Consider the following 23,585-nt stretch of genomic DNA (forward strand, 5'->3'; position numbering starts at 1 on the left):
GTGTGACGGGGCCCGCCGGGCGCGGCTCCGTGGGCCACTCCTTCGGCGTGAGGCGGAACGGTCGGCGTGATCGGCAGCAACGGCACCGAGAGCAAGACCCGGGTGGGCGGAGCGGACGCTGCGTCCACGCGGCTCGACCGGCTCGTGGCGCAGGCGCGGGCCGCCGCCCTGTGGGAGCAGGCCTGGCCCGTGCTCTGGCGCGGCATCGGCGTCTTCCTGCTCTTCCTGGTCGTCTCCTGGGCGGGCGTCTGGCTCGACCTCACGCCGCTCTGGCGCCAGATCGGCCTCGGCGCCCTCGCCATCCTGCTCGTTGCCGCGCTCCTGCCGCTGATCCACATCGCCCGGCCGGACCGTCGCCTCGCCCTGGCGCGGCTCGACCGCGAGGCCGCCTCCCGCGATCCGAAGCTGCGGCACGGGCCGGCCTCGGCCGCCCAGGACAGCCTCGCCGTCGGCGCCGCCGATCCGGGGAGCCGGCTGCTGTGGGACCTCCACCAGCGCCGCGCCGCGCAGGCGATCTCGGCCCTGCGGGTCGGCCTGCCGCGGCCGGGCATGACCCGGCACGACCCCTTCGCGCTGCGCGCCGGCCTAGTGGTCGCGGCGGTCGCCAGCCTGTTCGTGGCCGGCCCCGAGTGGCGCCAGCGGATCGGCGCCGCCTTCGACTGGCAGGAGCCGGCGGCGCCCGGCCCGAACTTCCGCGTGGACGGCTGGATCGACCCGCCGCTCTACACGCGGCTTCCGCCGCTGCTGATCGCGATGGACGGGAGCGACCAGCACCTGCGCGCGCCGGTCAACGCGCAGCTGATCGTGCGGATCGCCGGCCAGGGCAAGGCCGCGTCCGAGACGACCCTCACGCCGAATGCCGGCCTCGTCCCGGTGCCGGGCCAGGAGGCGCGCGCCGACCTGCGCGAGGAGCGCTACCGCATCGTCGGCGGCGCCGCGCTGACGATCGTCACCCCGGCGGGCAAGCAGCGTCTCACGGTCGACGCGATCCCCGACCGGCCGCCGGAGGTGACCGCCGTGGGCGGCCCCGAGGTGAACGGGCGCGGCACCTTCAACCTGACCTACCGGGCGAAGGACGATTACGGGATCAGCTCGGCCGAGGCGGTGATCGAGCCGCTGAAATCCGCGCGGGCCCTGGTCCCGGTCCCGCAGATCAACCTGGCGCTGCCGGGCGACGCGAGCGGCGACACCGACACCAAGACCCTCGTGGACCTCACGGACAGCCCGTGGTCCGGCGCGAAGGTCCGCTACCACATCGTCGTCAAGGACGAGGCCGGCCAGGAGGGGCGCACGCCCGACACCGAGATCGTCCTGCCGGCGCGGCCGTTCCGCGAGCCGCTGGCGCGGGCGCTCGCCGAGCAGCGCCGCCGGCTCGTCATCGCGCCCGACACGGATCGCCGCTGGGTCCAGGGGGCGCTGGACGCCCTGCTGGTCGCGCCCGACACGTACACGCCGCAGCCCGCGATCTTCCTCGGCCTGCGGACCGCGACCGAGCGCCTGCGCCGCGCCCGAACGGATGCCGACCTCGTCGCGGTGGCCGACCTCCTCTGGGAGATGGCTCTCAAGATCGAGGACGGCGACCTGTCGGACGCCGAGAAGCAGCTCCGCCAGGCCCAGGACCGGCTGAAGGAGGCGATCGAGCGCAACGCGCCCGACGACGAGATCAAGCGCCTGACGCAGGACCTGAAGCAGGCGCTCGACAAGTTCCTGTCCGAGATGGCGCAGAAGCAGGGCCGCGAGCCCCGCGAGCAGAGCGAGCGCGGCCAGAGCAACGGGCAGACCAAGACCGTCACGCCGGAGGATCTCGACAAGATGATCCAGGACATGGCGGAGGCGATGAAGCGCGGCGACACCGCCGAGGCGCAACGCCTGATGGAGCAGCTGCGCAACATCCTGGAGAATCTCCAGACCGCCGAGCGCGGCGGACGCTCCGATCAGGCGTCCCGCGAGATGCAGAAGCAGATGCGCGATCTCGACGCGATGTCGCGCGAGCAGCAGGGCCTGCGCGACGAGACCTTCAAGGACGGCGAGGAGCAGCGCGACGGCCAGCGCCCGCAGAACCGCGGCCAGCCGCAGCAGGGACAGCGCGGCCAGCAGGGCCAGGGGCAGCAGGGCCAGCGCCAGCAGGGTCAGAAGGGTCAGCAGGGGCAAGGCCAGCAGGGTCAGGGCCAACAGGGCCAGAAGGGTCAGGGGCAGCAGGGCGAGGGCCAGCAGGGCGGCGTCGGCGAGCGCCAGCAGGCGCTCCGGCAGCGGCTGGAGGACCTTCAGAAGCGCATGAAGGAGAACGGCATGCGCGGCGAGCAGGGCCTCTCCGACGCCGAGGACGCCATGCGCGAGGCCGAGAACGCGCTGAAGGACGGCGATTCGGACGGCGCGGTCGACGCGCAGGGCCGCGCCCTCGACGGCCTCAAGCGCGGCGCCGACGGCATGGCCCAGCAGATGCAGGAGATGGCCGAGGGCCAGGGCGAGGGCCAGCAGGAGGGCGGCCAGCAGCCGGGCCAGCAGGGTCAGGCCGGCGCGCGCGACGACGATCCCCTCGGGCGCCCGACCCGCGGCCGCGACATGAGCGACGGGCGGGTCCGCGTCCCCACGGCCGACGAATCCGCGGTCCAGCGCGCCCGGCGCATCATGGAGGAGCTGCGGCGCAAGCTCGGCGACCCGAGTCGCCCCCGCGAGGAACTCGACTATTTCGAGCGCCTGCTCCGCCGCAACTGAGCGCCCGACACCTCAACGACGCGCCGAGCCGCATCGCGGCTTGCGCCCCACCCGGATCCCCGACCGCATGTCGTCCAACACCCTCGTCCTGATCGCCTGCCTCGCCGTCGCCGCGGTCCTGGTCGCGGGCCTCGCCAACATGATGCGCGGCGGCAGCGTGAACCTCTCGCAGAAGCTGATGCGCCTCCGGGTGCTCCTGCAGTTCGTCGCGATCGTGATCATCATGGGCGTCGTCTGGTGGCGCTCGGCGTGACGTCGTCGGGCCGGGTGTGACCGCGCCGCCGCACCGAACACCTTTCGATCCGGTGAAGGATGAATAGGCCGCCCCGCCGCGCGGGCCTCTGCTACGCTCGGTAGAAGCAAATCGCTGCGCCTAACCGGCCGAGCCCGCATGACTGCCCCTTCCCGCCTCCGTCTGTTCGGCCTTCTGACCGGGGCGGCGATTCTGCCGGCTTCGGCCGCCGACCTCGCGCCGCCGCCGCCCGCCGCCTACGCGGCCCCCGTCCAGCCGCTCAGCATCGTGTCGGAGATCCGGATCGGCGGCTCGGTGCAGGATCCCGGGAGCGCCGAGGGCAAGCTCCCCGGCTTCAGCAAGGCGAACGTCAACGGCGAGATCCTGTTCGCCAAGCCGCGCATCAGCGACGATCCGTTCTGGCAGGCCTTCGTGCCGCGGCCGACCGTCGGCGGCAGCTACAACACCGGCGGCCGGACCAGCTACGCCTATCTCGGCGCGACCTGGACGCTCGAGATCTTCCCCGAGACCTTCAACCGCCGCGTGTTCCTCGACGGGTTCTTCGGCGGCGTGGCCCATAACGGCTGGACCGGCCCGAAGGCCGAGACGCCCTACGGCTTCAACACCCTCGGCTGCTCGCCGATGTTCCGCGAGGCGGCCGCCCTGGGCTTCCGCCTGACGGAGCACTGGAGCATCATGGCGACGGTCGAGCACATGTCGAATGCCGGGCTCTGCGCCAACAACCGCGGCCTGACCAATTTCGGCGGCAAGATCGGCTACACGTTCTGAGGCACGCCACCCCGTGGTCAAGCTCAACCGCATCTACACGAGGACCGGCGACAAGGGGACGACCGCGCTAGCGGACGGGCAGCGGCGCTCGAAGGCGGACCTGCGGGTCGAGACCTACGGCACCGTCGATGAGACCAATGCCTGCATCGGCATGGCGCGCCTGCACACGCAGGGCCCCCTCGACGGGATGCTGGGGGCGATCCAGAACGACCTGTTCGACCTCGGCGCCGACCTCGCGACGCCGCCGACCCCCGAGCCCCTCCCCTACGAGCCGCTGCGGATCGTGGCGAGCCAGGTCGACCGGCTGGAGCGCGACATCGACGCGCTCAACGCCGCGATCCCGCCGCTGAAATCCTTCGTGCTGCCCGGCGGCTCGCCGGCTGCCGCGGCCCTGCACCTCGCCCGGACCGTCTGCCGGCGCGCCGAGCGGCTCGCGGTGAGCCTCGCGGCGCGGGAGGACGAGACGGTCTCGTCCGAGGCGCTGCGCTACCTCAACCGCCTGTCGGACTTCCTGTTCGTGGCGAGCCGGGCGGCGAACGGCGACGGGGCCGACGACGTGCTCTGGGTGCCCGGCGCCAATCGCTGAGCCGGCATCGCGGTTTTCGCGGGGCCGCCACGGCGCCGCGTTGACAAGGCGGAAATGTGGCCGTTACGGTCCGGCGCCTTGCGTGCCCCGGCCACGCTGCGCCTCGCGCGCCCGTGGGAGTGGCCTGCACGACGACAAGAATCCTCCGGGGAAGGATCGTGACCGCCATGAAGGTGCTGGTGCCCGTCAAGCGGGTGGTGGACTACAACGTCAAGATTCGCGTGAAGGCCGACGGCTCCGGCGTCGAGCTCGCCAACGTCAAGATGTCCATGAACCCCTTCGACGAGATCGCCGTCGAGGAGGCGATCCGCCTGAAGGAGAAGGGCAAGGTCACCGAGATCGTGGCCGTGTCGATCGGCCCGCAGCAGGCGCAGGAGACGCTGCGCACGGCACTCGCCATGGGCGCCGACCGGGCGATCCTGGTGAAGACCGACGTGAACTGCGAGCCGCTCGCCGTCGCGAAGCTCCTGAAGGCCGTCGTCGAGAAGGAGAGGCCGGAGCTCGTCATCCTCGGCAAGCAGGCGATCGACGACGACTCGAACCAGACCGGCCAGATGCTCGCCGCCCTGCTCGGCTGGCCTCAGGGCACCTTCGCGTACAAGATCGAGCCCGGCGAGGGCAGCCTCGACGTCACCCGCGAGGTCGATGGCGGCCTGCAGACCGTGAGCCTCAAGCTGCCGGCCATCGTGACGACGGACCTCCGCCTCAACGAGCCGCGCTACGCGTCGCTGCCCAACATCATGAAGGCCAAGAAGAAGCCCCTGGAGGAGCTGGCACCCGACGCGCTCGGCGTCGACGTCACGCCGCGGCTCACGGTGCTGAAGACCGCCGAACCGCCGGGCCGCTCGGCCGGCGTCAAGGTCGCCTCCGCGGCCGAGCTCGTCCAGAAGCTCAAGGTCGAAGCCGGCGTCATCTGATCCGAGGCGGGGCTCCCGGTCGACGGTCGAGCCCCGCGCCACCACCTTCGAGGGCACCAGCAGACCATGACGACACTTCTCTTCGTCGAGCACGGCAACGGCCAGATCAAGGACAGCACGCTGAAGGCGCTCGCCGCCGCCAAGGAGATCGGCGCGCCGGTCCACGCCCTCGTGCTGGGCACCGGCTCCAAGGCCGTGGCCGAGACCGCGGGCAAGCTCGACGGCGTCGAGAAGGTCCTGAACGCCGAGGACGGCGTCTACGACCACGATCTCGCCGAGCCGGTCTCGGCGCTCATCGCCGCCATCGCCGAGCCCTACGACACGATCATCGCCTCGGCCTCGACCACGGGCAAGAACGTGCTGCCGCGCGTGGCCGCCCTGCTCGACGTCGCGCAGGTGTCCGACATCATCAAGGTGGTCTCGCCCGACACGTTCGAGCGGCCGATCTACGCCGGCAACGCCATCCAGACCGTGCAGGCGCCCGCCGGCAAGAAGGTGATCACCGTGCGCACGGCGGCCTTCAAGGCGGCCGAAGAGGGCGGCGCCCCGGCGCCGGTGGAGGCCGTCTCGGCGGCCGCGCCTGAGGCGGGCGGCTCGAGCTTCAAGGGCGAGGAGATCGCCAAGTCCGACCGGCCGGAATTGGCCTCGGCGCGGATCATCGTCTCCGGCGGCCGCTCGCTCGGATCCTCGGACAAGTTCCACGAGCTGATCGAGCCGCTGGCCGACTCGCTGGGCGCCGCCGTCGGCGCCTCGCGCGCCGCCGTGGACGCGGGCTACGCGCCGAACGACTGGCAGGTGGGGCAGACCGGCAAGGTCGTGGCGCCGGACCTCTACGTCGCGGTGGGGATCTCGGGCGCGATCCAGCACCTCGCCGGCATGAAGGACTCGAAGGTCATCGTCGCCATCAACAAGGATGAGGACGCGCCGATCTTCCAGGTGGCCGATTACGGCCTCGTCGGCGACCTGTTCCAGGTCGTTCCCGAGCTGCAATCCGAGATCGGCAAAGCCAAGGGCCAGTAACGGCACCGGATCTGGCAACCCGCGAGCATTGTCGCAGAACGCGGCTTCACGGGTTCCTTCCGGATCGAGGATTGGTCTAGAAGGCAGCAGCGGCGAGACTTCGCGCGGTGCCGTCGCGTCCGTGCCGTCCAGAGAGCTGGGCGGCAGCGCTGCGGCATCCGCCTTGGGGGCACAGGTCGGCACATGCATATGGAGATCAAGCGGGTCGGCATCGTCGGCGCGGGCCAGATGGGCAGCGGCATCGCGCAAGTCTGCGCCACCGCCGGCTTCGAGGTTCTGCTGAACGACCGCGATCCCGCCCGGCTCGAGAACGGGCTGTCGGTGATCGAGGGCAGCCTCGCGCGCCTCGTCTCGAAGGGCACGCTCACCGAAGGCGACAGCGGCGAGGCCCGCTCGCGCATCGTCCCCGCCCGCGACTTCGCTGCCCTCGGCCCGTGCGATCTCGTCATCGAGGCGGCGACCGAGAACGAGGCGACGAAGCGCGAGATCTTCACCACGCTCTGCGGGTCGCTGCGGCCGGAGACCCTCGTGGCGACCAACACGTCGTCGATCTCCATCACCCGGCTGGCGGCGGCGACCGACCGGCCGGAGAAGTTCATCGGCATCCACTTCATGAACCCGGTGCCGGTGATGCAGCTCGTCGAGCTGATCCGCGGCATCGCGACCGAGGACACGACCTACGAGTCGGCCAAGGCGTTCATCGCGAAACTCGGCAAGACGTCGACGATGTCGGAGGATTTCCCGGCCTTCATCGTCAACCGGATCCTGCTGCCGATGATCAACGAGGCGATCTACACGCTCTACGAGGGCGTCGGATCGGTCGAGTCGATCGACACCGCCATGAAGCTCGGCGCGAACCACCCGATGGGCCCGCTGCAGCTGGCCGACTTCATCGGCCTCGATACCTGCCTGTCGGTCATGCAGGTTCTCTACGAGGGCCTCGCCGATTCGAAGTACCGGCCCTGCCCGCTCCTCGTGAAGTACGTCGAGGCCGGCTGGCTCGGCCGGAAGGCCAAGCGCGGCTTCTACGATTACCGCGGCCCGACGCCGATCCCGACCCGCTGAGAGGGTCGGCCGCGGGACGGCGCATCCCGTCCCGCGCGCGACGCCTTACTTCGGCGCGCCGTTCGCGCCCGGCTGGGCCGGCTGCGGATAGGACGGGTTGCCGCCCGGGACGGCGGTGCTGTTCGACGGCGACGACCCGCCGGACTGGCCGTTGACCGAGCCCGTCACCTCCTTGCGCGACGCGTCCTGGCTCTGGCTGGCGTAGTCCTTCGGCGAGTTCGCGCCGTTCCACGTGAGCAGGCCCACGGTGGCGATCGCCAGCAGGACGAGGCTCGCCACCAAGACCCAGAGCACCGGCTTGCCGCGCTCGCCCTGGCGGCTCTCGTTGGGGTTCAGTCTCTCGGCCATGTGCAAAACCTTCCTCGGCGGGACGCCACACGCCGGAACGGGCGCTGTGCGACACGATCTCGTTACCGGCCGCCAACGCGGGGCCGCCGAGGCAGGTTCCTGACGGGGCCGGCTCAGCGGCCGGTCGTCAGCAGGATCTTGCCGAGATGGGCGCTCGATTCCATCAGCTCGTGCGCCTCCCGCGCCCGCTCGAGCGGGAACGTGGCGTGGGTGACGGAGCGGATGCGTCCGGCCTCGAGTTCGGGCCAGATGTCCCGACGGAGACCGTCGGCGATCGCGGCCTTGTCGGCCTTCCCGCGTGGCCGGAGCGTCGAGCCGGTGAAGGTCAGGCGGTTGCGCATGATCGGCGTGATGTTCAGCCCGTCGACCTTGTAGCCGCCCATCAGCGCGATCATCACCAGCCGCCCGTCCGGTGCCAGCGACTTCAGGTTCCGGGCGAGGTAGCTGGCGCCGATCATGTCGAGGATGACGTCGACGCCGCGCCCGTCGGTGAGGCGCTTCAGTTCCTCGGCGAAGTCGGCCTGCTTGTAGTCGATCGCGGCATCCGCCCCGAGATCCTCGCAGAACCGGCACTTCTCGGCGGAGCCCGCCGTCGCGAAGACCCGGGCGCCGACATGCTTGGCGATCTGGATCGCCGTGGCGCCGATGCCGCTCGACCCGCCGTGGACGAGGAAGCTCTCGCCGCGCGTCAGGCGGCCGCGCTGGACCACGTTGGAGTAGACCGTGAAGAAGGTCTCCGGCAGACCGCCGGCATCGACCAGCGAGACGGCCTTCGGTCGCGGCAGGCAGTGGGCCGCCTCGGCCACGGCGTACTCGGCGTAGCCGCCGCTGATCACCAGGGCGCAGACCTCGTCGCCGGCCGACAGGCCCTCGACCCCGCTGCCGAGCGCGACCACGCGGCCGGCGACTTCGAGGCCGGGAATCTCGGTGGCGCCGGGCGGCGGCGGGTACACCCCGGACCGCTGCGCGACGTCGGGCCGGTTCACCCCGGCCGCCACCACCTCGATCAGGACCTGGCCGGGCCCCGGGCTCGGCACGGGCGCGTTCTCCAGGCTGATCACCTCCGGTCCCCCGGAACCCGCGTAACGGATCTGGCGCATGGTCCCGGGCAGGTCGGTGGTGGCCATCAGCGATTGTCCTCAGCGCGCACGTCGTCTCGGCCGCGCTCACGGTGTCGCGGCCCGGCTCTACTTGCGGCAACGGGCGCGCTTGGCAAGCCGCGTGCCCGTTGCCGGTCCGGGGAGCCGCCTAGCGGGCCGCCGCCTTCACGGCGGCCGGGAGGATGATCGCGCCCTGCGCGAGGCTCTTCGGCCAGACCGCGACCTGCTTGCCGTCCTGCCACTGCGCCATCAGGCCGGTGACGAAGCCCGGCCCGTACTTGATCGAGTGGGTGAATTGGTCGTCCTTGCCGTAGAATTGCGTGCGCCCGACGGTGCCGACCCAGTCGGTCTTCTCCAGGGCGTCGACCAGCTTGTCGGCCTCCGTGGTGCCGGCCCGCTTCACCGCGTCGGCGGCGTAGTAGACCTGATCGTAGGCCATGTACCCGGCGTAGGACGGGTCGCTGCCGAAGCGCTTCTTGAACGCGGCGCTGAAGGCGAGCGACTTGTCGGTGATCGCCGCGCCCGGCACCGCGATGCTCTGGAAGATCACGCCCTGGGTCGCGCCGTTGGTGTTCGACCAGAAGGTCGAGGACGTCGCCTGCGAGTTCATGCCGGTCATGGCGAGCGGCACCTTCTGATTCTGCCACTGCACGGTCGGCTGCACGCCGACATGCGAGATGCCGGTGACGATCAGGTCGGGCTTGGCCGCCTCGATCTTGTTGTAGATCGGCGTGAAGTCGCCCGTGTCCGGCGAGAAGCGGATGTGGTCGACGACCTTCACGCCGATCTCGGGCAGGCACTTCTCGTAACCGACGTCGAGCGGCCGGGTCCAGGCCGCGTCCTCGCTCATGATCGCGGCGGTCTTCACCTTCATCAGGTCAATCAGCATGTCCTTGGTGGAATCGCAGATGGACTGGGCGAGCGCCGCCGAGGTCAGGTAGCCGTGGAAAGTGTACTTGTTGCGCGCGTAGTCCTTGTGGACCGCGGCGCTGATCTCGTTCGAGGCCGCGCCGGGCGTGATCATCGGCGTCTTGAGCCGGGCCGCCCAGGGCATCAGCGCCAACACGACCTCGGAGATGTAGCTGGCGATGACAAGGTTGACTTTGTCCTCGGAGACCGCCCGCTGGAAGGCGCGGACCGCGTCGGAGGCCGAGGACTTGTCGTCGTAGGTGACGACCTGGATCTGGCGGCCGTCGACGCCGCCCTGGGCGTTGATCTCGTCGGCGGCGAGCTGAACGGCCTGCGGGATCGAGGCCCCGACCACCGACTGCGCCTCGGCGATCACCCCGATCCTGATGGGATCCGCGGCCCGCGCCTGCGTCGATCCCAGTAATCCGGCCACTGCGAGCAGGGCCAGGGCCCGGCTCGAGACGCTGCGTTCCATCGGCATGGGCTTCCTCCTGCGGCCCGTGCGGCTTTTGCCGCCGCATCGGGTCCAGGGCAGGATTGTGCAATACGCGGATGCTTGAATACAGTGTGCAGATACGGAAAGCCGTGACAGACGGGCCCTCACCTGTCCGCGCGGCCGAAGATCAGGCTCAGATTGTTGGCGGGCATGGCCACGCGCCGGACCAGGCTGAGCCCGTGCCGGGCCGCTTCCGCCGCGACGGCGTCGAGGTCCCGCACGCCCCAGGCGGGATCCCGCGCGCGTAAGGAGGCGTCGAAGGCGGCGTTGCTCTCCGCGAACGGCCGGTCCGCCTCGCGGAACGGCCCGTACAGGAACAGGACGCCGCCCGCGCTCAGGGCGCGTCCGGCGCCGGCCATCAAGCCCTCGGTGGCGGCCCAGGGCGCGATGTGGATCATGTTGATGCACACGATCCCGTCGACCCGCGCGACGGGCCACGCCGCGGCGGCGGCGTCGAGCGCGAGCGGCGGCCGGATATTGGCGAGCCCGGCCCGGAGCGCGTGCGCGGCGATGCTGCGCCGGGCGGCGGGTTCGGGATCGCTCGGCAGCCAGTCCAGGCCCGGCAGGGCCGCGGCGACGTGGACCGCGTGCTCACCGGAGCCGCTGGCGATCTCCAGAACGGTGCCGCTGTCGGGCAGGATCTCGCGGAGCACGGCCAGGATCGCGTCGCGATTGCGCGCGACGGCCGGCGCCGTCAGGGCCTCGTTGACGTCGACGTCCCAGCCGAGCATGGAGGCCCTCCATCGGTCTGCGCAGTCCGTCGATGGGATGGCGGCCGGACACGTCACGCACCCATATTGCGCGGGCGGACCCGTTGCCATACCGCATTCCACGGGTGTTCCGCCCGTTCGACGCGCTGTTCGCGCCAGCCTCCGCGTCTCTCGCGGTGCGAACCGTCCCGATCGGCCCGGCAGGGTTGAGAGCGCCGCCCCACTTCCGGACTTGCCGTCCTCCGAGACGTCCAGGGATTCGCCCATCGTGCCCGATCCGCAAGCCGCCCGGACACTACCCAAGGTCGCGACCGGCATCACCGGTTTCGACGACCTGACCCATGGCGGTCTCCCGGCCGGGCGGCCGACGCTCATCTGCGGCGCCGCGGGCTGCGGCAAGACGCTGTTCGCCACGACCTTCCTGGTCAACGGCGCGACGCTCTACGGCGAGCCCGGCGTGTTCATGAGCTTCGAGGAGCGGGCCGAGGATCTGGCGGCGAACGTCGCGTCGCTCGGCTACGACCTTGACGGTCTCGTCGCCGCCGGCCATCTCGCCATCGACCACGTGCGCGTGGAGCGGAGCGAGATCGAGGAGACCGGAGAGTACGACCTCGAGGGCCTGTTCATCCGCCTCGGCTTCGCGGTGGACTCGATCGGGGCCGAGCGCGTCGTCCTCGACACGATCGAGACGCTGTTCGCGGGCTTCACCGATCCGACCCTGCTCCGCGCCGAGCTGCGCCGCCTGTTCGGCTGGATCAAGGATCGCGGCCTCACCGCGATCATCACGGGCGAGCGCGGCGACGGGCCGCTCACCCGCCAGGGCCTGGAGGAGTACGTCTCCGACTGCGTCGTGCTGCTCGACAACCGCGTCGAGGACCAGATCACCACGAGACGGTTGCGCGTCGTCAAGTATCGAGGCTCCGCCCACGGCACCAACGAGTACCCGTTCCTTATCGATCACGCGGGGATCAGCGTCCTGCCGGTGACCTCGGCGGATCTCGTCTACGGGGTGCCCGACGGCATCCTCTCGACGGGGATCGCCGGGCTCGACGCCATGCTGGGACCGCGGGGCTTCCATCGCGGCTCCGGGATCCTGATCTCCGGCGAGGCCGGGACCGGGAAGAGCATGCTCGCCGCCTCGATCCTCGACGCGGCCTGCCGGCGCGGCGAGCGCTGCATGGCCTTCGTGTTCGAGGAGAGCGGTGCCCAGATCATCCGCAACGCGCGCTCGATCGGGCTCGACCTCGCCGCGCACGTGGCGAGCGGCCGCCTCCGCTTCGAGGCCGCGCGGCCGAGCCTGTTCGGTCTGGAGACGCATCTCGCGCGGATGCACCGCGACCTCGACCAGTTCCGGCCGGACGTGGTGGTGCTCGACCCGATCTCGGCCCTGCGCGGGTCGTCGGGCGAGCTGCAGGCGACGCTCCTGCGCATGATCGACCTGATCAAGACCCGCGGCATCACGGCGATCTTCACGACCCTCCGCGGCGACGGCTCCCTGATCGAGGACAACGATCTCGGCGTGTCCTCCCTGATGGATGCCTGGATCAAGCTCCAGAACATGGAGGCGAACGGCGAGCGGACGCGGACCCTCTACGTCATCAAGGCGCGGGGTATGAGCCACTCCAACCAGATCCGCGAATTTCTGATGTCGTCGGACGGGATCCAGTTGGTGGATGCCTATATTGGTCCTTCAGGTGTTCTCACCGGCACCGCGCGCCTAGTTCAGGAGGCTCAGGAACGCGCGGCCGCGCAGCAGCACCGGGACGCGACCGAGCGCCGGCTCCGGGATATGGCGCGCCGACGCTCCGCCCTGGAGCGCCAGATCGAGGAGCTCAGGGCCGGTCTCGAGGCGGCCGTGGACGAGGAGGAGAGCCTGCGTGCCGAGGACGCGGCGCGGGGCGTCACGCTCGCGGCGGAGCAGCAGGCGTTGAGCGCACGACGGAGTGCCGCGGAATGAGCGATACGACATCGGACGACCAAGCACCCGAGACGGATCCCGACCGCGATTCCGGCCACTATCACCTGCGCCTCTACGTCGCCGGGCAGACGGCCAAGTCTCTCGCCGCCCTGAGCAACCTGAAGCGGTTCTGCGAGGAGCATCTGGCCGGCCATTACGACATCGAGGTCATCGACCTCATGAAGAACCCGCAGCTCGCCGCCGGCGATCAGATCCTCGCGATCCCGACCCTCGTTCGCCGGCTGCCGTCGCCGCTCAAGCGGATCATCGGCGACCTGTCGAACACCGAGAAGGTTCTGGTCGGCCTCGACATCCGTCCCAAGGCCGACCGGCCTTGAACGCGGCCGCCTCGTCTCCGACGGTCGCGGAGCACGTCCGGTTGCGGCTGTTCGTGGCCGGAACCGCGTCGCGCTCGCTGCGCGCGGTCGAAGTGCTGCGCCGCATCTGCGAAGCCCACTTCCCGGGCCGCTACGAGCTGGAGATCGTCGACATCTATCAGCAACCCGACCTTGCCGAGCGCGACGGGATCCTCGCCGCACCCACGCTCCTGAGACTGGCGCCGGGGCCGGAACGGCGCCTCTCGGGCGACCTCTTAGACGAGGGCCGCGTGCTGCGCAGTCTCGAGATCGCGTCCGCCGCGGAGCCGCTCTGATGGGTGTGGACGCTCTGCTGCCCGGCGAAGAGCCCGGGCTCGACGCCTATCGCGCCCATATCCGTGAGCTCGAGGCCCGGCTGGAGGAGAGCGAGGAGACCCTCGCGGCCATCCGCCGGGGCGATTTCGACGCCGTCGTGGTGGAGGGTCCGAACCACGAGCGTCTCGTCTACACGCTCGAGAACGCGGACCTGCCCTACCGGGCGCTGATCGAGCAGATGCAGGAAGGCGCGTTCACGTTGGCGCTGGACGGGACGCTGCTCTACTGCAACCGGCGGCTGGCCGAGATGCTCGGCGAGCCGCAGGAGCGCCTGACCGGCCGCGCGCTCCGGAATTTCGTCCACGCGGATGTCGACCTCGGGCGCCTGATCCGGCACGCGATGGACGGGCCCGTCCGCGAGGAGATCGCGCTGCACGCGGCGGGATCGGAGAGCGCGACCTTCCTGTCGCTCAGCCGCTTCGCCTGCCAGGGCGATCAGCCGCTCCTCTGCGGGATCCTGACGGATCTGACCGAGCAGCGACGCAATATGCAGGCGTTGGCGGAGGCTCATGCCAAACTCCAGTCCGAGAGCGCCGAGCGCGAGCGCGTGGAGGAGGCGCTGCGGCAGTCGCAGAAGCTCGAAGCGGTGGGGCAGCTGACCGGCGGCGTCGCCCACGACTTCAACAACCTGCTGACGGTGATCAAATCCTCCACCGACCTGCTCAAGCGCCCGGACCTGCCGGAGGAGCGCCGTCGCCGCTACGTCGAGGCCATCTCCGACACGGTCGACCGCGCCGCCAAGCTGACCGGCCAGCTCCTGGCCTTCGCGCGTCGCCAGGCCCTCCGGCCCGAGGTTTTCGAGGTGGGCGCCTCGCTGCGGGCCGTGGCGGAGATGCTGGATTCGGTCACCGGAGCGCGCATCAGCGTTCTGGCCGAGATCCCCGCCACCCCCTGCTACATCCGCGCCGACCTCAGCCAGTTCGAGACCGCGCTGATCAACATGGCGGTGAACGCCCGCGACGCGATGGGCGGTGAGGGCACCCTCACCTTGAGGCTCTCGGGCGACCGGCCCATGCCGGCGATCCGCGGTCACGCGGGGTCGCGCAGCACCTTCGCGGCGGTGTCGCTGTCCGACACCGGCATCGGCATTCCGTCCGACGTGCTGCCGCGCATCTTCGAACCGTTCTTCACCACCAAGGACATCGGCAAGGGCACCGGGCTCGGGCTGTCCCAGGTCTTCGGCTTCGCCAAGCAGTCCGGGGGCGACGTCGACGTGTCCAGCAGCCCGGGCCACGGCACGACCTTCACGCTCTACCTGCCGCAGGCGGAGCATGCGCCGGACATGTCCGTCACGCCGCGGAGCGAGGAGAACGGGCTCGACGGCGCCAGCCTCTGCGTGCTGGTGGTCGAGGACAACATCGAGGTCGGCCGCTTCGCCACGCAGATCCTGGAGGATCTCGGCCACAAGACCGTCTGGGCGACCAATGCCGAGGAGGCGCTCGTCGAGATCGAGAGGATCCCCTTCCGTTTCGACGCCGTCTTCTCCGACGTCGTGATGCCCGGCATGGGCGGTATCGCGCTGGCCCGCGAGCTGCAGCGGCGCCTGCCCGACCTGCCGGTGGTCCTCACCTCCGGCTACAGCCACGTGCTGGCGCAGGAGGGCGTCCACGGCTTCGACCTGATCCAGAAGCCCTACTCGGTGGATCAGCTCTCGCAGACCCTCCGCAAGGTCGTCGGCAAGGGCCGCGCCGGAGCCCGGCGGCGGCGCTGAGGCCGGCTCCTAGCGGGTGCCGTACATCCGGTCGCCGGCGTCGCCGAGGCCCGGGACGATGTAGCCGTGGTCGTTCAGGTGGCTGTCGATCGCCGCGGTCCAGACCGGCACGTCCGGATGGGCGGCCTGGAACTTGGCGAGGCCCTCCGGCGCCGCCAGCAGGCAGACGAAGCGGAGGTCGGAGGCGCCCCGGGCCTTGAGGCGGTCGAGGGCCGCGATCGCCGAGTTGGCGGTCGCCAGCATCGGATCCAGCACCAGCACCGTCCGGTCGGCCAGATCGGACGGCGCCTTGAAGTAGTACTCCACGGCTTCCAGCGTCTCGGGATCCCGGTAGAGCCCGATATGCGCGACGCGGGCCGACGGGACCAGCGACAGCATGCCGTCGAGAAAGCCCACTCCGGCGCGGAGGATCGGCGCGAGCACCAGCTTCTTGCCCTGGATCTGCCGCCCCTGCATCGGCTGGAGGGGCGTCTCGATGGTGACGGGCTCCAGCGGGAGGTCACGGGTCACCTCGTAGGCCAGCAGCATCCCGATCTCGTTGAGGATCTGCCGGAAGCCCTTGGTCGAGCGGTTCTTGTCCCGCAGATGGGTCAGCTTGTGCTGCACCAGCGGGTGATCGACCACGGTGACCCGAGCCGTCGACATGCCCCGAACCCTCCCCTTGCGGTTGAGGAGCAATGCAGGAGCGAAGGCCGGGGTGCAACTCGTCCGGCGGAAGGCCGGGTCGAAGGTGGTGCGCGAGGATTCGGGTAGGCGTCGCGGCCGGGCGCGAAATCTTCTCGCAAGGATGGAGTCTCGGTCGCCGCGGACCGTCGCGTGCGGGCCTGGGACAAGTGTCACTTGTCTCGTCGCGATCAACGCTTTCGTCTGGATAAGAGAGCTTTTCGGGCGAACCGGATACCCGAACCTGCGCGACGGTTCACCTTTATCTGATGTGATAATGTGGCTTTGCTCGGTAAATTATCGGTTTCTGCAGTATTTTTATAAGCAAAAATCGTTCTATGATGTTTCTAAGGCGCGAGTTGCGCGGGATCCCGAAGTGGCTAGATGCAGTCGCCTGCGTCGGGCCTCCCGATGCGACCATCCCGCACTCGGATCTGGCCGAGGATCGTCATGCGCGCATCCATTCCACTCAAAGCAATCCTGGCCCTTCTCTTCGCGGGACTTGCCCTGATCTCCGCGGCGCAGGGCGGTCTGTCCCTCCGTCAGCTGGCCGGGATCGGGCAGGCTGCGACGGCGCTGGCCAGGGACTGGGTGCCCTCCCTCGAGAAGGTCGGCGCGATCGAAGTGGCGGCCTCCGAGGTGCGCATCAAGCAGTACCGGCTCATCCTGCTGTCGGATACGCCGGAGCACCGGGACGCCAATGAGGCCGCCCTGGTGAACACGCACGCGCGGCTGCGCGACGCGCGCCGGGCTTACGAACCGCTGATCACCACCGCCGAGGAGCGGCGGCACTACGACGCGTTCGGCGCGTCCTGGACCCGATTCGCGGAGGTGGATCGGGACGTGCGGCGCCTCGTGGAGGCGGGGCGGCAGACGGAGGCGACCGCGCTGCTGATCCGGCCCGACGTCGTGGCACTGTACGACGGTGCCCGGGCGGCCCTGGCCCGTCTGGCGGACCACGACGAGAAAGCGGCGCAGCAGGACGCGGACGCGGCGATGATCCGGGTCGAGGCCGCGTCCGCCGCGGCCGTCGCCAGCATCGGCCTCGCGCTGGTGTCCGCCCTGGCGGCGGCGATCTTCGGCCTCCTCTACATCTCGCGGCCGATCGCCGCGATGACCGCCGCGATGACCCGGCTGGCGCGGGGTGAGGCCGGCACCGAGGTCCCGTTCCGGCACCGTCGCGACGAGATCGGCGCCATGGCGGCGGCCGTCCAGGTGTTCAAGGACAACCTGATCCGCACCCGGCAGCTGGAGGCCGAGGCCGAGGCGGCGCGGCAGGACGCGGAGCGCCAGCGCAGCCTCGCGATGCGGCAGGTCGCCGACCGCTTCGCCGACGCCGTCGGCGGGATCGTCGCGCAGGTCTCGACGGCGGCCGCCGGCCTGCAGGCCACGGCCCGCGGCATGACGGAGACCGCGGCCGAGACCGCGGGGCAGTCGACCACCGTCGCGGCCGCGGCCGAGGAGGCGGCCAGCAACGTCGGCACCGTGGCGGCGGCGGCCGAGGAACTCGGCGCCTCCGTGCAGGAGATCGGCCGGCAGGTCGACGGCTCGGCCGGCCTCGCGCGGGCCGCGGTCGCGGAGGCCGACCGGACCGGCGCGCTGGTCCGGGACCTGAGCGAGGCCGTGGCGCGGATCGGCGACGTGGTCGGGCTGATCTCGACCATCGCGGGTCAGACCAACCTCCTGGCGCTCAACGCCACGATCGAGGCGGCGCGCGCGGGCGCGGCCGGCCGCGGCTTCGCGGTGGTGGCCACGGAGGTGAAGGCGCTGGCCGAGCAGACCGCCCGGGCCACGGAAGAGATCGCGGGCCAGATCGGGCGGGTGCAGGCCTCGACCGGGCAGGCCGTCGCGGCGATCGGGACGATCACGGCCCGGATCCGGGACATCGACGGCGTGGCGACGACGATCGCGGCGGCGGTGGAGCAGCAGGGCGCGGCGACCCACGAGATCGTCCGCAACGTCGGTCAGGCCGCGGCCGGCACCGGCGAGGTGACCCGCAGCATCGTCAGCGTCGCTGGGGCCGTCGAGAAGACCGGTCAGGCCGCCGGGCAGGTTCTGGCCGAGGCGTCGCGGCTCTCGGAGCAGTCCGAGCACCTGAACGGCGAGGTGGCGCGGTTCCTCGATCGCGTCCGCGCGGCCTGAGACGGCACGCGGTGTTCAGGGGGTGCGTCCGGGCCGATGAGCCCGGACGCCGCGTCGCAGAATCAGACCGCGCGGCCGCCACCCTCGGTCCGGCGCTTGGCCATGAACGCGTCGAACTGCTCGCGGTCCCGGGCGCGCTTCAGCTCCTCCACGAAGTCCGAGAAGGCGCGGCTCTCTTCCTCGAGGGCGCGGCGCTGCGCCTCGAGGCGGTCGAGCTCGGCCCGGCGGTACTCGTCGAAGGCGGCGTTCCCGCTGCCGCCGCGGCGGTTCGCGGCCTCGAAGGCGCGGGCAAAGCGCGACGCGGGGCGCCCGCCCTCGAACCCCGACACCGTCCGGCGCGCGGCGTCCCGCATCTCGGCGAAGGCCGGGTAGCCCGCGAATTTCCAGGCCACGAGCGCGAGGCCGATCGGCCACCAGTAGATGAAGCCCACCACGATCGCGCCGATCTCCAGCGACCGACGCGGGAACGGGCCGGACCGGCAGAGCCTGCCGGTCGCCCAGGGAGAGGAGGATTGAGAGGTCACGGCTGTGCTCCGCTGTTCATGTGAACGCGGTTAACATGCGGGTCCGGCGGGGGCCTTTCAAGGCCGCCCACCGCCGCCGTCGCGCTCGCCGGGGCGCCCCGCCCCGTGGACCAGGGCGAGGACTCCGGCCCGCAGCAACTCGTACTTGTCGGGGAAGCCGGGGCCGCGCGGCAGATGGCCGGCGGCCGAGAGGGTGGCGAGGCCGTGCGCGAGGGCCCAGACTTCCAGGGCGATGAAGCGGGGCGCCACGCCCCCGAACCCGTCCGCGAAGGTCGCCTGCAGCGCTTCCACCAGCAGGTCGAAGGGACTCGGCCGCGCCTCCGCACCGGGGGTGCCGGGCGGCGCGTCGGGATCGGCCCCGCCGACGGGTGCCCCGCGGGTCTCGAAGATCGCCGCGTAGTAGGCCGGCTCCTCCTCGGCGAAGGCGAGATAGGTCTCACCCATCCGGGTGAACCGCTCCAGCGGCGTCCCGCGCGACGTCAGGGCCCGCGCCAGACGCGCGGCGAGCTCCGCGAAGCCGCGCCCGGCGAGTTCCTCGAGGAGCGCCTCGCGGCCGCGGAAATGGCGGTACAAGGCGGCCGGCGTCACGCCGACGAGCCGCGCCGCGTCGACCAGGGTGAAGCCGCCGATCCCGCGCTCGGCGATGAACCGGCGCGCGGCCTCCAGCAGGGCCTCCTTCAGGTTGCCGTGATGGTAGCTCCGCCGGTCGTCCGGTCCGTCCCGCCAGGGTCGCAAGATCTCACATCCTTCGCGCGCCTATTACACCACACCGGACCTCTACGCCCCTGTCGAGTCCGAAGACCAACGCAGTCGGTTTTTCCGAGGTCGGCCTCTACATGACCGGTGAACACGACGGTTGTTTCAGGCGCATGGGGCGACGCTTGACCGCCCCCGGAAAACTGTAACAGTGTTACACATCCGCAACCGGGCTTCCACGGCAGGACAACGAGCATCGCGCATGGCTTTCGTGAGCCTCAAGGCGTGGCGGGCCCGCTCGGCGGAGCGCGCCGCGATCGCGGCGCGCCTGAAGCAGGATCTGCGGACGGCCCTCGGCCTCGGCGAGGCCGACACGCTGGCGGTCAACGAGATCGCCTGCGCCGATCCGGGCTGCCCCGACATGGAGACGATCGTGCTGGTGATGCGCGCCGGCGCGCCCACGCGCGCCCTGAAGATCCGGCGCCCGATCGACGCGGTGGATCCCGACGACATCGCGGCGCTCGTGGCGGAGGACCGGTCGTCCGACGCGCCGCCGTCCGGCGTCTCGACAATGTGATCCGGCGCGGGGGCTTTCCGTCTCCGGGGCGCACAGGTCACAGGGACGGGGCCGGGCGCGCGACGTAGCATCCCGCCACCAGCAGCCCCCCGCGCCGACGGGGTCGCGGGAGGATCGCATGCCATGAAGAGCCGCCGTCACGTCCTCGCGCTCGTCGGCCTCGCCCTCGCCGGCCCGGCCCTGCTCGAGGTCCCGACCGCTGCCCTGGCGGGCGAGACCCGGCCGTTCTCGGACGCGGCCTTCGAGGCCGCGCAGAAGGGCGGGAAGCCGGTGCTGATCGCGGTCAGCGCCCCGTGGTGCCCGATCTGCCGGACGCAGAAGCCGATCCTCGCGAAACTCGCGGCCGAGCCGCGTTTCAAGGATCTCCAGATCTTCGACATCGACTTCGATAGCCAGAAGGAGCTGCTGCGCCGCCTGAACGTGCGGATGCAGAGCACGCTGATCGCCTACAAGGGCGAGACCGAGGTCGGCCGCTCGGTCGGCGAGACCCAGCCGGAATGGATCGAGGGCTTCGTCGAGAAGACCCTCTGACCGGCGGCGCGTCGCTAGGTCTCCCCGGTCCGGTCCCGTTCAGGGAAGCTCCGGCATAAGCCCGATCCAGATCCGCACGACGGGTCCGGCGGAGATGATCACCGGTGTCGAGCCCCCCTTTGTCAGACGTCCCGGGTCCCGATGCGATCGTGGCGGTGCCCGTGCGCAACGAGGAGGAGCGGATCGCCGCGTGCCTGCGGGCGATCGACGCCCAGGAGGGTGCCGAATCGGGGCGCGTCGGGCTCGTGCTGTTCCTGAACAACTGCACGGACGGCACCGAGGCCCTCGTCACCGCGCTGGTGCCGACGCTGTCGATCCCGGTCCGCGTGTCCGTCGAGAATTTTTCCGGCGCCCATGCCGGATGGGCCCGGCGCCGGGCCATGGACGCCGCCGCCGCCTGGCTGGGTGATGCGGGGAATGCGGGGATCATCTTGTCGACCGACGCCGACAGCCGGGTCCCGCCCAACTGGGTGGCGCGCAATCGCGCGGCGATTGAGGCCGGGGCCGACGCTGTGGCCGGCCGGGTCGAGCTCGACGCGGCGGAGGCGGCGCTGCTGCCGCCCTCGCTCCCCGCCCGCGGCCGGCTGGAGGACACCTACGACGCCCTGATCACCGAGGCCGAGGCGCGGATCGATCCCGATCCGAACGACCCCTGGCCCTGCCACCGGACCGCAATCGGCGCGACCCTCGCGGTGACCCGCAGCGCGTACCTCGCCGTCGGCGGCATGCCCGAGATCCCGCTCGGCGAGGACGGCGCCTTCATCGCCCGGCTGCTGGAACACGGGCTGCGGGTCCGGCACGCCACCGACGTCTGCGTGACCATCTCGGCCCGCCTCGCCGGGCGCGCGCCGGGCGGCGTGGCGGACACGATCCGCTCCCGCTGCGAGGAGCCCGACGCGCTCTGCGATGCCCGGATGGAGACCTTCCCGCGCGCCGTGCGGCGCTACCTCTGGCGGCGGCGATTCCGCCAGATGCACGGGCGCGGGGCGCTCGCGCGGAGCGACGGCTGGGCGCGGGCGATCGGCATCGTTCCGCCGGAGGCGCGGCGCATCGCGTCCCTCCCGCTGGGTCAGGCCATCGCGGAGGCGGAGCGCGCCAGCCCGCGCCTCGCCTACCGCCCGATCGGCCCGCGCCAGCTGCCCGGGCAGATCCGGATCGCGCGGGTCGGCGTCGTCGCGATCCGCCTCGGCCTGGGGTTCATCGGCGTGGCGCAGCGGCTCGCGGGCGCGGTCGCGCCCGGGCGGACGGTCTCCGACCCGCGCGGCAGCCGCATCTGACTCCGTCAGGGGCGGCGTTCCAGCACGTCCCGAGGCGCCACGCCGAACCGGCGGCGGAAGGCGCGGCTGAAGGTGGCCGCGTCGGTGAAGCCGCAGCTCGTCATCACCGACCCGATCCGCGTGCCGCCGCGGAGCCGCCTGTAGGCCCGGTCGAGCCGGGCGTCGCGGATCTTCGCCGCCACGCCCTCGTCGCCGCTGAAAGCCGCGTAGAGGCGGCTTCGCGAGACCCGCAGAGCCGTCGGCAGCGATTCCGGCCCGAAGGCGGGATCGTGCAGTCGGCGCTCGATATGGGCGAGGGCCAGGGCCCGTACGGCGTCCCCGGACAGCTCGTCGCCGGCCGTCTCGCCTTGGCGGTCGGCCAGGGCGCGCAGCAGGTGCAGGACGCCCTCGAGGGCGATGCCGGCTTCCGCCTCCGACATACCGCCGACCGTCTCGGAGAACGACCGCAGATAGGTCGCGAACAGGCCGCTGAGCGGCGTCGCGCGGAGACCGCGCCCGGCGAAGGCGTGCACGCTGCCGACCTGGCTCACGAAGGCGGCGCGCGGCACCTGGAGGCGGATCTCCTCGTAGGAATCGCGGCTGCCGATCGCGAAGGGCTGGTCCATGGCATGGACGGCGATGTCGCCGGCGCCCAGCACGGCGCCGCTGTTGCCCTGCTCGATGTAGCCGCTGCCCTGGACGAGGAGCACGATCGCGATGTCGTCGCGCCCGTCCCGGCGCACGTGCTGCGTCGTGCGCTCGACCCCGATCGGTTTGCTCAGGGTGTGCAGGATCGCGCCGTGACGGGTGATCGCGAGCCGGCGGCCCGCCGCGAACGGGATGTCGGGTGCCAGCGGCGTCGCGTCGACGCGCGCCAGTGCCGTGCTGCGCCAGTAGTCGAAGGCGCGCTTCTGATCGACCGAGTCGGTCGTCTCGACGACGATGGGAACGGTTTCGCGAACACTCAAGGCACGGCGATCCCATACGCCGACGTCGGCCGACGCTCACGCCCGCAACGGGAGCGCCGTCGAGAAGGTTGCCGATCCGCGGGAGAGGCGCAACCTGAGCTAATTGCCGGCGCGGACCTGCCTCACCGATCCGCCGCCGCCACCCGAGGGTCGGAGCGGGTCGCGGACGCGTCGGCGAAACGCAGCACCACCGCGCGCCCAGCGGCCGGCGGCGACGGCAGGCTCGCGCGGAATCGCGCGGTCTCGGTCGCGGCGAGGATCGTCCGCGGCGGCGCGACCGTGAAGGTCTTGATCGTCCGACCGCCGGCGTCGCGGATTTCGACGCTCAGCGGCGCGACGGGCGCGTCCGAGCGCGCGACGCCGACGAGGTCGCCCTCGACGACGAGTTCCGCGGGACTGTCGTCCTCGGCCGGGTTGTTGAAGGCGACGACGTCGCGGATCTCGATCCCGCGCACGTTCACCGGCAGGCCGATGCGCGCGAACAGGGAGGCGGTCTGCGGGACGGCCCGGACCACGCTGGTCCGGGCGAGGCAGACGAGCGGGATCGCCGCCAGGAGTGTCAGGCCGAGAGCCAGCGACGGGGTCAGACCCGGGATCGCGCGGCGCGCCTTCCCGGCGGCCTTCCCGGCGGACTTGCGCTTGGCGGACCGTCGGGATTCGGGCGCCGGAACGTCGGTGGCATTCCGCACCGAGGCGGTCGCCTCCTCCCAGGCCGCGTCCGCGAGGGGATCGGTCTCGGCCTGCGCGGCGAGCTCCGCCTCGTGGCCGGCGAGGACGTCGGCGGGCGAGATGAACCACGTCTCGCGGCAGGCGGCACAGCGGACCGAACGGCCCTCCATGCCGACCTTGCTGGCGTCGATGCGATATTCGCTCGCGCAGCTCGGGCAGGCGATCAGCATCCGCGCCATACTCGCATCGATCGGCCGCGACCGGGCCGGACTGTGAATTGCTTGAAGAAGTGTGCCCGAACAGGGTTAAGGG

Annotated in this window: 24 protein-coding genes; 15 read left to right on the forward strand and 9 right to left on the reverse strand. The window is 71.3% G+C overall.

From position 1 onward, the window contains the following. Window positions 1–66: 66 nt before the first annotated feature. The 7 genes from C4T42_RS24450 to C4T42_RS24480 all read left to right on the forward strand — a co-directional run bounded on the left by C4T42_RS24450 (window position 67) and on the right by C4T42_RS24480 (window position 7,324). Entirely contained in the window at window positions 67–2,715 is a 2,649-nt protein-coding gene (locus C4T42_RS24450) for a TIGR02302 family protein (RefSeq protein WP_244603273.1), read from the forward strand. A gap of 67 nt (window positions 2,716–2,782) precedes the next feature. Then, a complete protein-coding gene (locus tag C4T42_RS24455; protein WP_020091853.1) occupies window positions 2,783–2,968 on the forward strand; it encodes a twin transmembrane helix small protein in 186 nt (61 codons plus the stop codon). A gap of 138 nt (window positions 2,969–3,106) precedes the next feature. Then, window positions 3,107–3,736 carry an acyloxyacyl hydrolase gene (locus tag C4T42_RS24460; protein ID WP_020091852.1) on the forward strand — a complete coding sequence of 210 codons (630 nt, stop codon included), beginning with the start codon at window positions 3,107–3,109 and terminating at the stop codon, window positions 3,734–3,736. Window positions 3,737–3,749: 13 nt separating this feature from the next. Beyond that, complete coding sequence (locus tag C4T42_RS24465; RefSeq protein ID WP_020091851.1) at window positions 3,750–4,322, forward strand: cob(I)yrinic acid a,c-diamide adenosyltransferase; 573 nt, start codon at window positions 3,750–3,752, stop codon at window positions 4,320–4,322. Between the two features lie 167 nt (window positions 4,323–4,489). Continuing rightward, entirely contained in the window at window positions 4,490–5,239 is a 750-nt protein-coding gene (locus C4T42_RS24470; RefSeq protein ID WP_020091850.1) for an electron transfer flavoprotein subunit beta/FixA family protein, read from the forward strand. 66 nt (window positions 5,240–5,305) lie between these two features. Then, window positions 5,306–6,259 (forward strand): FAD-binding protein, encoded by a 954-nt coding sequence (locus C4T42_RS24475; RefSeq protein ID WP_020091849.1) that lies wholly within the window; start codon window positions 5,306–5,308, stop codon window positions 6,257–6,259. Between the two features lie 183 nt (window positions 6,260–6,442). Beyond that, window positions 6,443–7,324, forward strand: coding sequence for a 3-hydroxybutyryl-CoA dehydrogenase (locus C4T42_RS24480; RefSeq protein WP_026604743.1), 882 nt, complete (start codon window positions 6,443–6,445; stop codon window positions 7,322–7,324). Between the two features lie 45 nt (window positions 7,325–7,369). On the opposite strand, the gene C4T42_RS24485 is transcribed toward C4T42_RS24480, so the two are convergent. The 4 genes from C4T42_RS24485 to C4T42_RS24500 all read right to left on the reverse strand — a co-directional run bounded on the left by C4T42_RS24485 (window position 7,370) and on the right by C4T42_RS24500 (window position 10,908). Beyond that, window positions 7,370–7,672 carry a hypothetical protein gene (locus C4T42_RS24485; RefSeq protein WP_020091847.1) on the reverse strand — a complete coding sequence of 101 codons (303 nt, stop codon included), beginning with the start codon at window positions 7,670–7,672 and terminating at the stop codon, window positions 7,370–7,372. Between the two features lie 113 nt (window positions 7,673–7,785). Next, window positions 7,786–8,799 carry an NAD(P)H-quinone oxidoreductase gene (locus C4T42_RS24490; RefSeq protein WP_020091846.1) on the reverse strand — a complete coding sequence of 338 codons (1,014 nt, stop codon included), beginning with the start codon at window positions 8,797–8,799 and terminating at the stop codon, window positions 7,786–7,788. 121 nt (window positions 8,800–8,920) lie between these two features. Continuing rightward, window positions 8,921–10,162, reverse strand: coding sequence for an ABC transporter substrate-binding protein (locus tag C4T42_RS24495; RefSeq protein WP_103986022.1), 1,242 nt, complete (start codon window positions 10,160–10,162; stop codon window positions 8,921–8,923). A 119-nt stretch (window positions 10,163–10,281) separates the two neighbouring features. Next, complete coding sequence (locus C4T42_RS24500; RefSeq protein WP_103986023.1) at window positions 10,282–10,908, reverse strand: DUF938 domain-containing protein; 627 nt, start codon at window positions 10,906–10,908, stop codon at window positions 10,282–10,284. 247 nt (window positions 10,909–11,155) lie between these two features. Between C4T42_RS24500 and kaiC the strand changes: the two genes are divergently transcribed. From kaiC to C4T42_RS24520, 4 genes are read left to right on the forward strand one after another with little or no spacing between them, the layout of a single operon-like run. Next, window positions 11,156–12,844 (forward strand): circadian clock protein KaiC, encoded by a 1,689-nt coding sequence (gene kaiC, locus C4T42_RS24505; protein ID WP_181049211.1) that lies wholly within the window; start codon window positions 11,156–11,158, stop codon window positions 12,842–12,844. Then, window positions 12,841–13,182 (forward strand): circadian clock KaiB family protein, encoded by a 342-nt coding sequence (locus C4T42_RS24510; protein WP_056528328.1) that lies wholly within the window; start codon window positions 12,841–12,843, stop codon window positions 13,180–13,182. The genes kaiC and C4T42_RS24510 overlap by 4 nt, the downstream gene beginning before the upstream one ends. A gap of 41 nt (window positions 13,183–13,223) precedes the next feature. Continuing rightward, window positions 13,224–13,496, forward strand: a complete 273-nt coding sequence (locus C4T42_RS24515) for a circadian clock KaiB family protein (RefSeq protein WP_020096506.1) — start codon at window positions 13,224–13,226, stop codon at window positions 13,494–13,496. Beyond that, window positions 13,496–15,247: an ATP-binding protein gene (locus C4T42_RS24520; RefSeq protein ID WP_103986025.1), complete on the forward strand. Its 1,752-nt coding sequence runs from the start codon at window positions 13,496–13,498 to the stop codon at window positions 15,245–15,247. The genes C4T42_RS24515 and C4T42_RS24520 overlap by 1 nt, the downstream gene beginning before the upstream one ends. A 9-nt stretch (window positions 15,248–15,256) precedes the next feature. Here C4T42_RS24520 and upp read toward each other — a convergent pair whose 3' ends face one another. Then, the gene (gene upp / locus C4T42_RS24525; protein ID WP_103986026.1) at window positions 15,257–15,892 is read right to left on the reverse strand and encodes a uracil phosphoribosyltransferase; all 636 of its coding nucleotides are present in this window, start codon (window positions 15,890–15,892) and stop codon (window positions 15,257–15,259) included. 468 nt (window positions 15,893–16,360) lie between these two features. On the opposite strand from upp, the gene C4T42_RS24530 reads away from it, so the two are divergent. Beyond that, window positions 16,361–18,052: a methyl-accepting chemotaxis protein gene (locus C4T42_RS24530; RefSeq protein ID WP_103986027.1), complete on the forward strand. Its 1,692-nt coding sequence runs from the start codon at window positions 16,361–16,363 to the stop codon at window positions 18,050–18,052. Between the two features lie 62 nt (window positions 18,053–18,114). Here the strand turns inward: C4T42_RS24530 and C4T42_RS24535 are convergent, their stop codons facing one another. Together C4T42_RS24535 and C4T42_RS24540 are read right to left on the reverse strand one after the other, a co-directional pair. Beyond that, window positions 18,115–18,576, reverse strand: coding sequence for a DUF2852 domain-containing protein (locus tag C4T42_RS24535; RefSeq protein ID WP_026605002.1), 462 nt, complete (start codon window positions 18,574–18,576; stop codon window positions 18,115–18,117). A 57-nt stretch (window positions 18,577–18,633) separates the two neighbouring features. Continuing rightward, on the reverse strand, window positions 18,634–19,311 hold the full coding sequence (locus tag C4T42_RS24540; RefSeq protein ID WP_020093605.1) for a TetR/AcrR family transcriptional regulator: 678 nt from the start codon (window positions 19,309–19,311) through the stop codon (window positions 18,634–18,636). Window positions 19,312–19,534: 223 nt separating this feature from the next. On the opposite strand from C4T42_RS24540, the gene C4T42_RS24545 reads away from it, so the two are divergent. The 3 genes from C4T42_RS24545 (at window position 19,535) to C4T42_RS24555 (ending at window position 21,657) form a co-directional block, all read left to right on the forward strand. Next, window positions 19,535–19,849 carry a hypothetical protein gene (locus tag C4T42_RS24545; RefSeq protein ID WP_020093604.1) on the forward strand — a complete coding sequence of 105 codons (315 nt, stop codon included), beginning with the start codon at window positions 19,535–19,537 and terminating at the stop codon, window positions 19,847–19,849. A 123-nt stretch (window positions 19,850–19,972) separates the two neighbouring features. Beyond that, window positions 19,973–20,380 carry a thioredoxin family protein gene (locus C4T42_RS24550; protein ID WP_020093603.1) on the forward strand — a complete coding sequence of 136 codons (408 nt, stop codon included), beginning with the start codon at window positions 19,973–19,975 and terminating at the stop codon, window positions 20,378–20,380. Window positions 20,381–20,484: 104 nt separating this feature from the next. Continuing rightward, window positions 20,485–21,657: a glycosyltransferase gene (locus C4T42_RS24555; protein ID WP_026605001.1), complete on the forward strand. Its 1,173-nt coding sequence runs from the start codon at window positions 20,485–20,487 to the stop codon at window positions 21,655–21,657. Between the two features lie 5 nt (window positions 21,658–21,662). Here the strand turns inward: C4T42_RS24555 and C4T42_RS24560 are convergent, their stop codons facing one another. Together C4T42_RS24560 and C4T42_RS24565 are read right to left on the reverse strand one after the other, a co-directional pair. Next, window positions 21,663–22,604 carry a helix-turn-helix domain-containing protein gene (locus tag C4T42_RS24560; protein ID WP_020093601.1) on the reverse strand — a complete coding sequence of 314 codons (942 nt, stop codon included), beginning with the start codon at window positions 22,602–22,604 and terminating at the stop codon, window positions 21,663–21,665. Between the two features lie 122 nt (window positions 22,605–22,726). Further along, on the reverse strand, window positions 22,727–23,503 hold the full coding sequence (locus C4T42_RS24565; RefSeq protein ID WP_042670636.1) for a zinc-ribbon domain-containing protein: 777 nt from the start codon (window positions 23,501–23,503) through the stop codon (window positions 22,727–22,729). Window positions 23,504–23,585 lie beyond the last annotated feature (82 nt).

The sequence above is a fragment of the Methylobacterium sp. 190mf genome, from assembly GCF_900107945.1.
Classification (GTDB): Bacteria; Pseudomonadota; Alphaproteobacteria; order Rhizobiales; family Beijerinckiaceae; genus Methylobacterium.

Bases quoted from the DNA above. Each gene is read 5' to 3' on its own strand.
- C4T42_RS24455 (WP_020091853.1), top strand. From the start codon at position 2,783: ATGTCGTCCAACACCCTCGTCCTGATCGCCTGCCTCGCCGTCGCCGCG.
- C4T42_RS24460 (WP_020091852.1), top strand. From the start codon at position 3,107: ATGACTGCCCCTTCCCGCCTCCGTCTGTTCGGCCTTCTGACCGGGGCG.
- C4T42_RS24470 (WP_020091850.1), top strand. From the start codon at position 4,490: ATGAAGGTGCTGGTGCCCGTCAAGCGGGTGGTGGACTACAACGTCAAG.
- C4T42_RS24475 (WP_020091849.1), top strand. From the start codon at position 5,306: ATGACGACACTTCTCTTCGTCGAGCACGGCAACGGCCAGATCAAGGAC.
- C4T42_RS24480 (WP_026604743.1), top strand. From the start codon at position 6,443: ATGCATATGGAGATCAAGCGGGTCGGCATCGTCGGCGCGGGCCAGATG.
- C4T42_RS24485 (WP_020091847.1), bottom strand. From the start codon at position 7,672: ATGGCCGAGAGACTGAACCCCAACGAGAGCCGCCAGGGCGAGCGCGGC.
- C4T42_RS24490 (WP_020091846.1), bottom strand. From the start codon at position 8,799: ATGGCCACCACCGACCTGCCCGGGACCATGCGCCAGATCCGTTACGCG.
- C4T42_RS24495 (WP_103986022.1), bottom strand. From the start codon at position 10,162: ATGCCGATGGAACGCAGCGTCTCGAGCCGGGCCCTGGCCCTGCTCGCA.
- C4T42_RS24500 (WP_103986023.1), bottom strand. From the start codon at position 10,908: ATGCTCGGCTGGGACGTCGACGTCAACGAGGCCCTGACGGCGCCGGCC.
- C4T42_RS24510 (WP_056528328.1), top strand. From the start codon at position 12,841: ATGAGCGATACGACATCGGACGACCAAGCACCCGAGACGGATCCCGAC.
- C4T42_RS24520 (WP_103986025.1), top strand. From the start codon at position 13,496: ATGGGTGTGGACGCTCTGCTGCCCGGCGAAGAGCCCGGGCTCGACGCC.
- upp (WP_103986026.1), bottom strand. From the start codon at position 15,892: ATGTCGACGGCTCGGGTCACCGTGGTCGATCACCCGCTGGTGCAGCAC.
- C4T42_RS24530 (WP_103986027.1), top strand. From the start codon at position 16,361: ATGCGCGCATCCATTCCACTCAAAGCAATCCTGGCCCTTCTCTTCGCG.
- C4T42_RS24545 (WP_020093604.1), top strand. From the start codon at position 19,535: ATGGCTTTCGTGAGCCTCAAGGCGTGGCGGGCCCGCTCGGCGGAGCGC.
- C4T42_RS24550 (WP_020093603.1), top strand. From the start codon at position 19,973: ATGAAGAGCCGCCGTCACGTCCTCGCGCTCGTCGGCCTCGCCCTCGCC.
- C4T42_RS24565 (WP_042670636.1), bottom strand. From the start codon at position 23,503: ATGCTGATCGCCTGCCCGAGCTGCGCGAGCGAATATCGCATCGACGCC.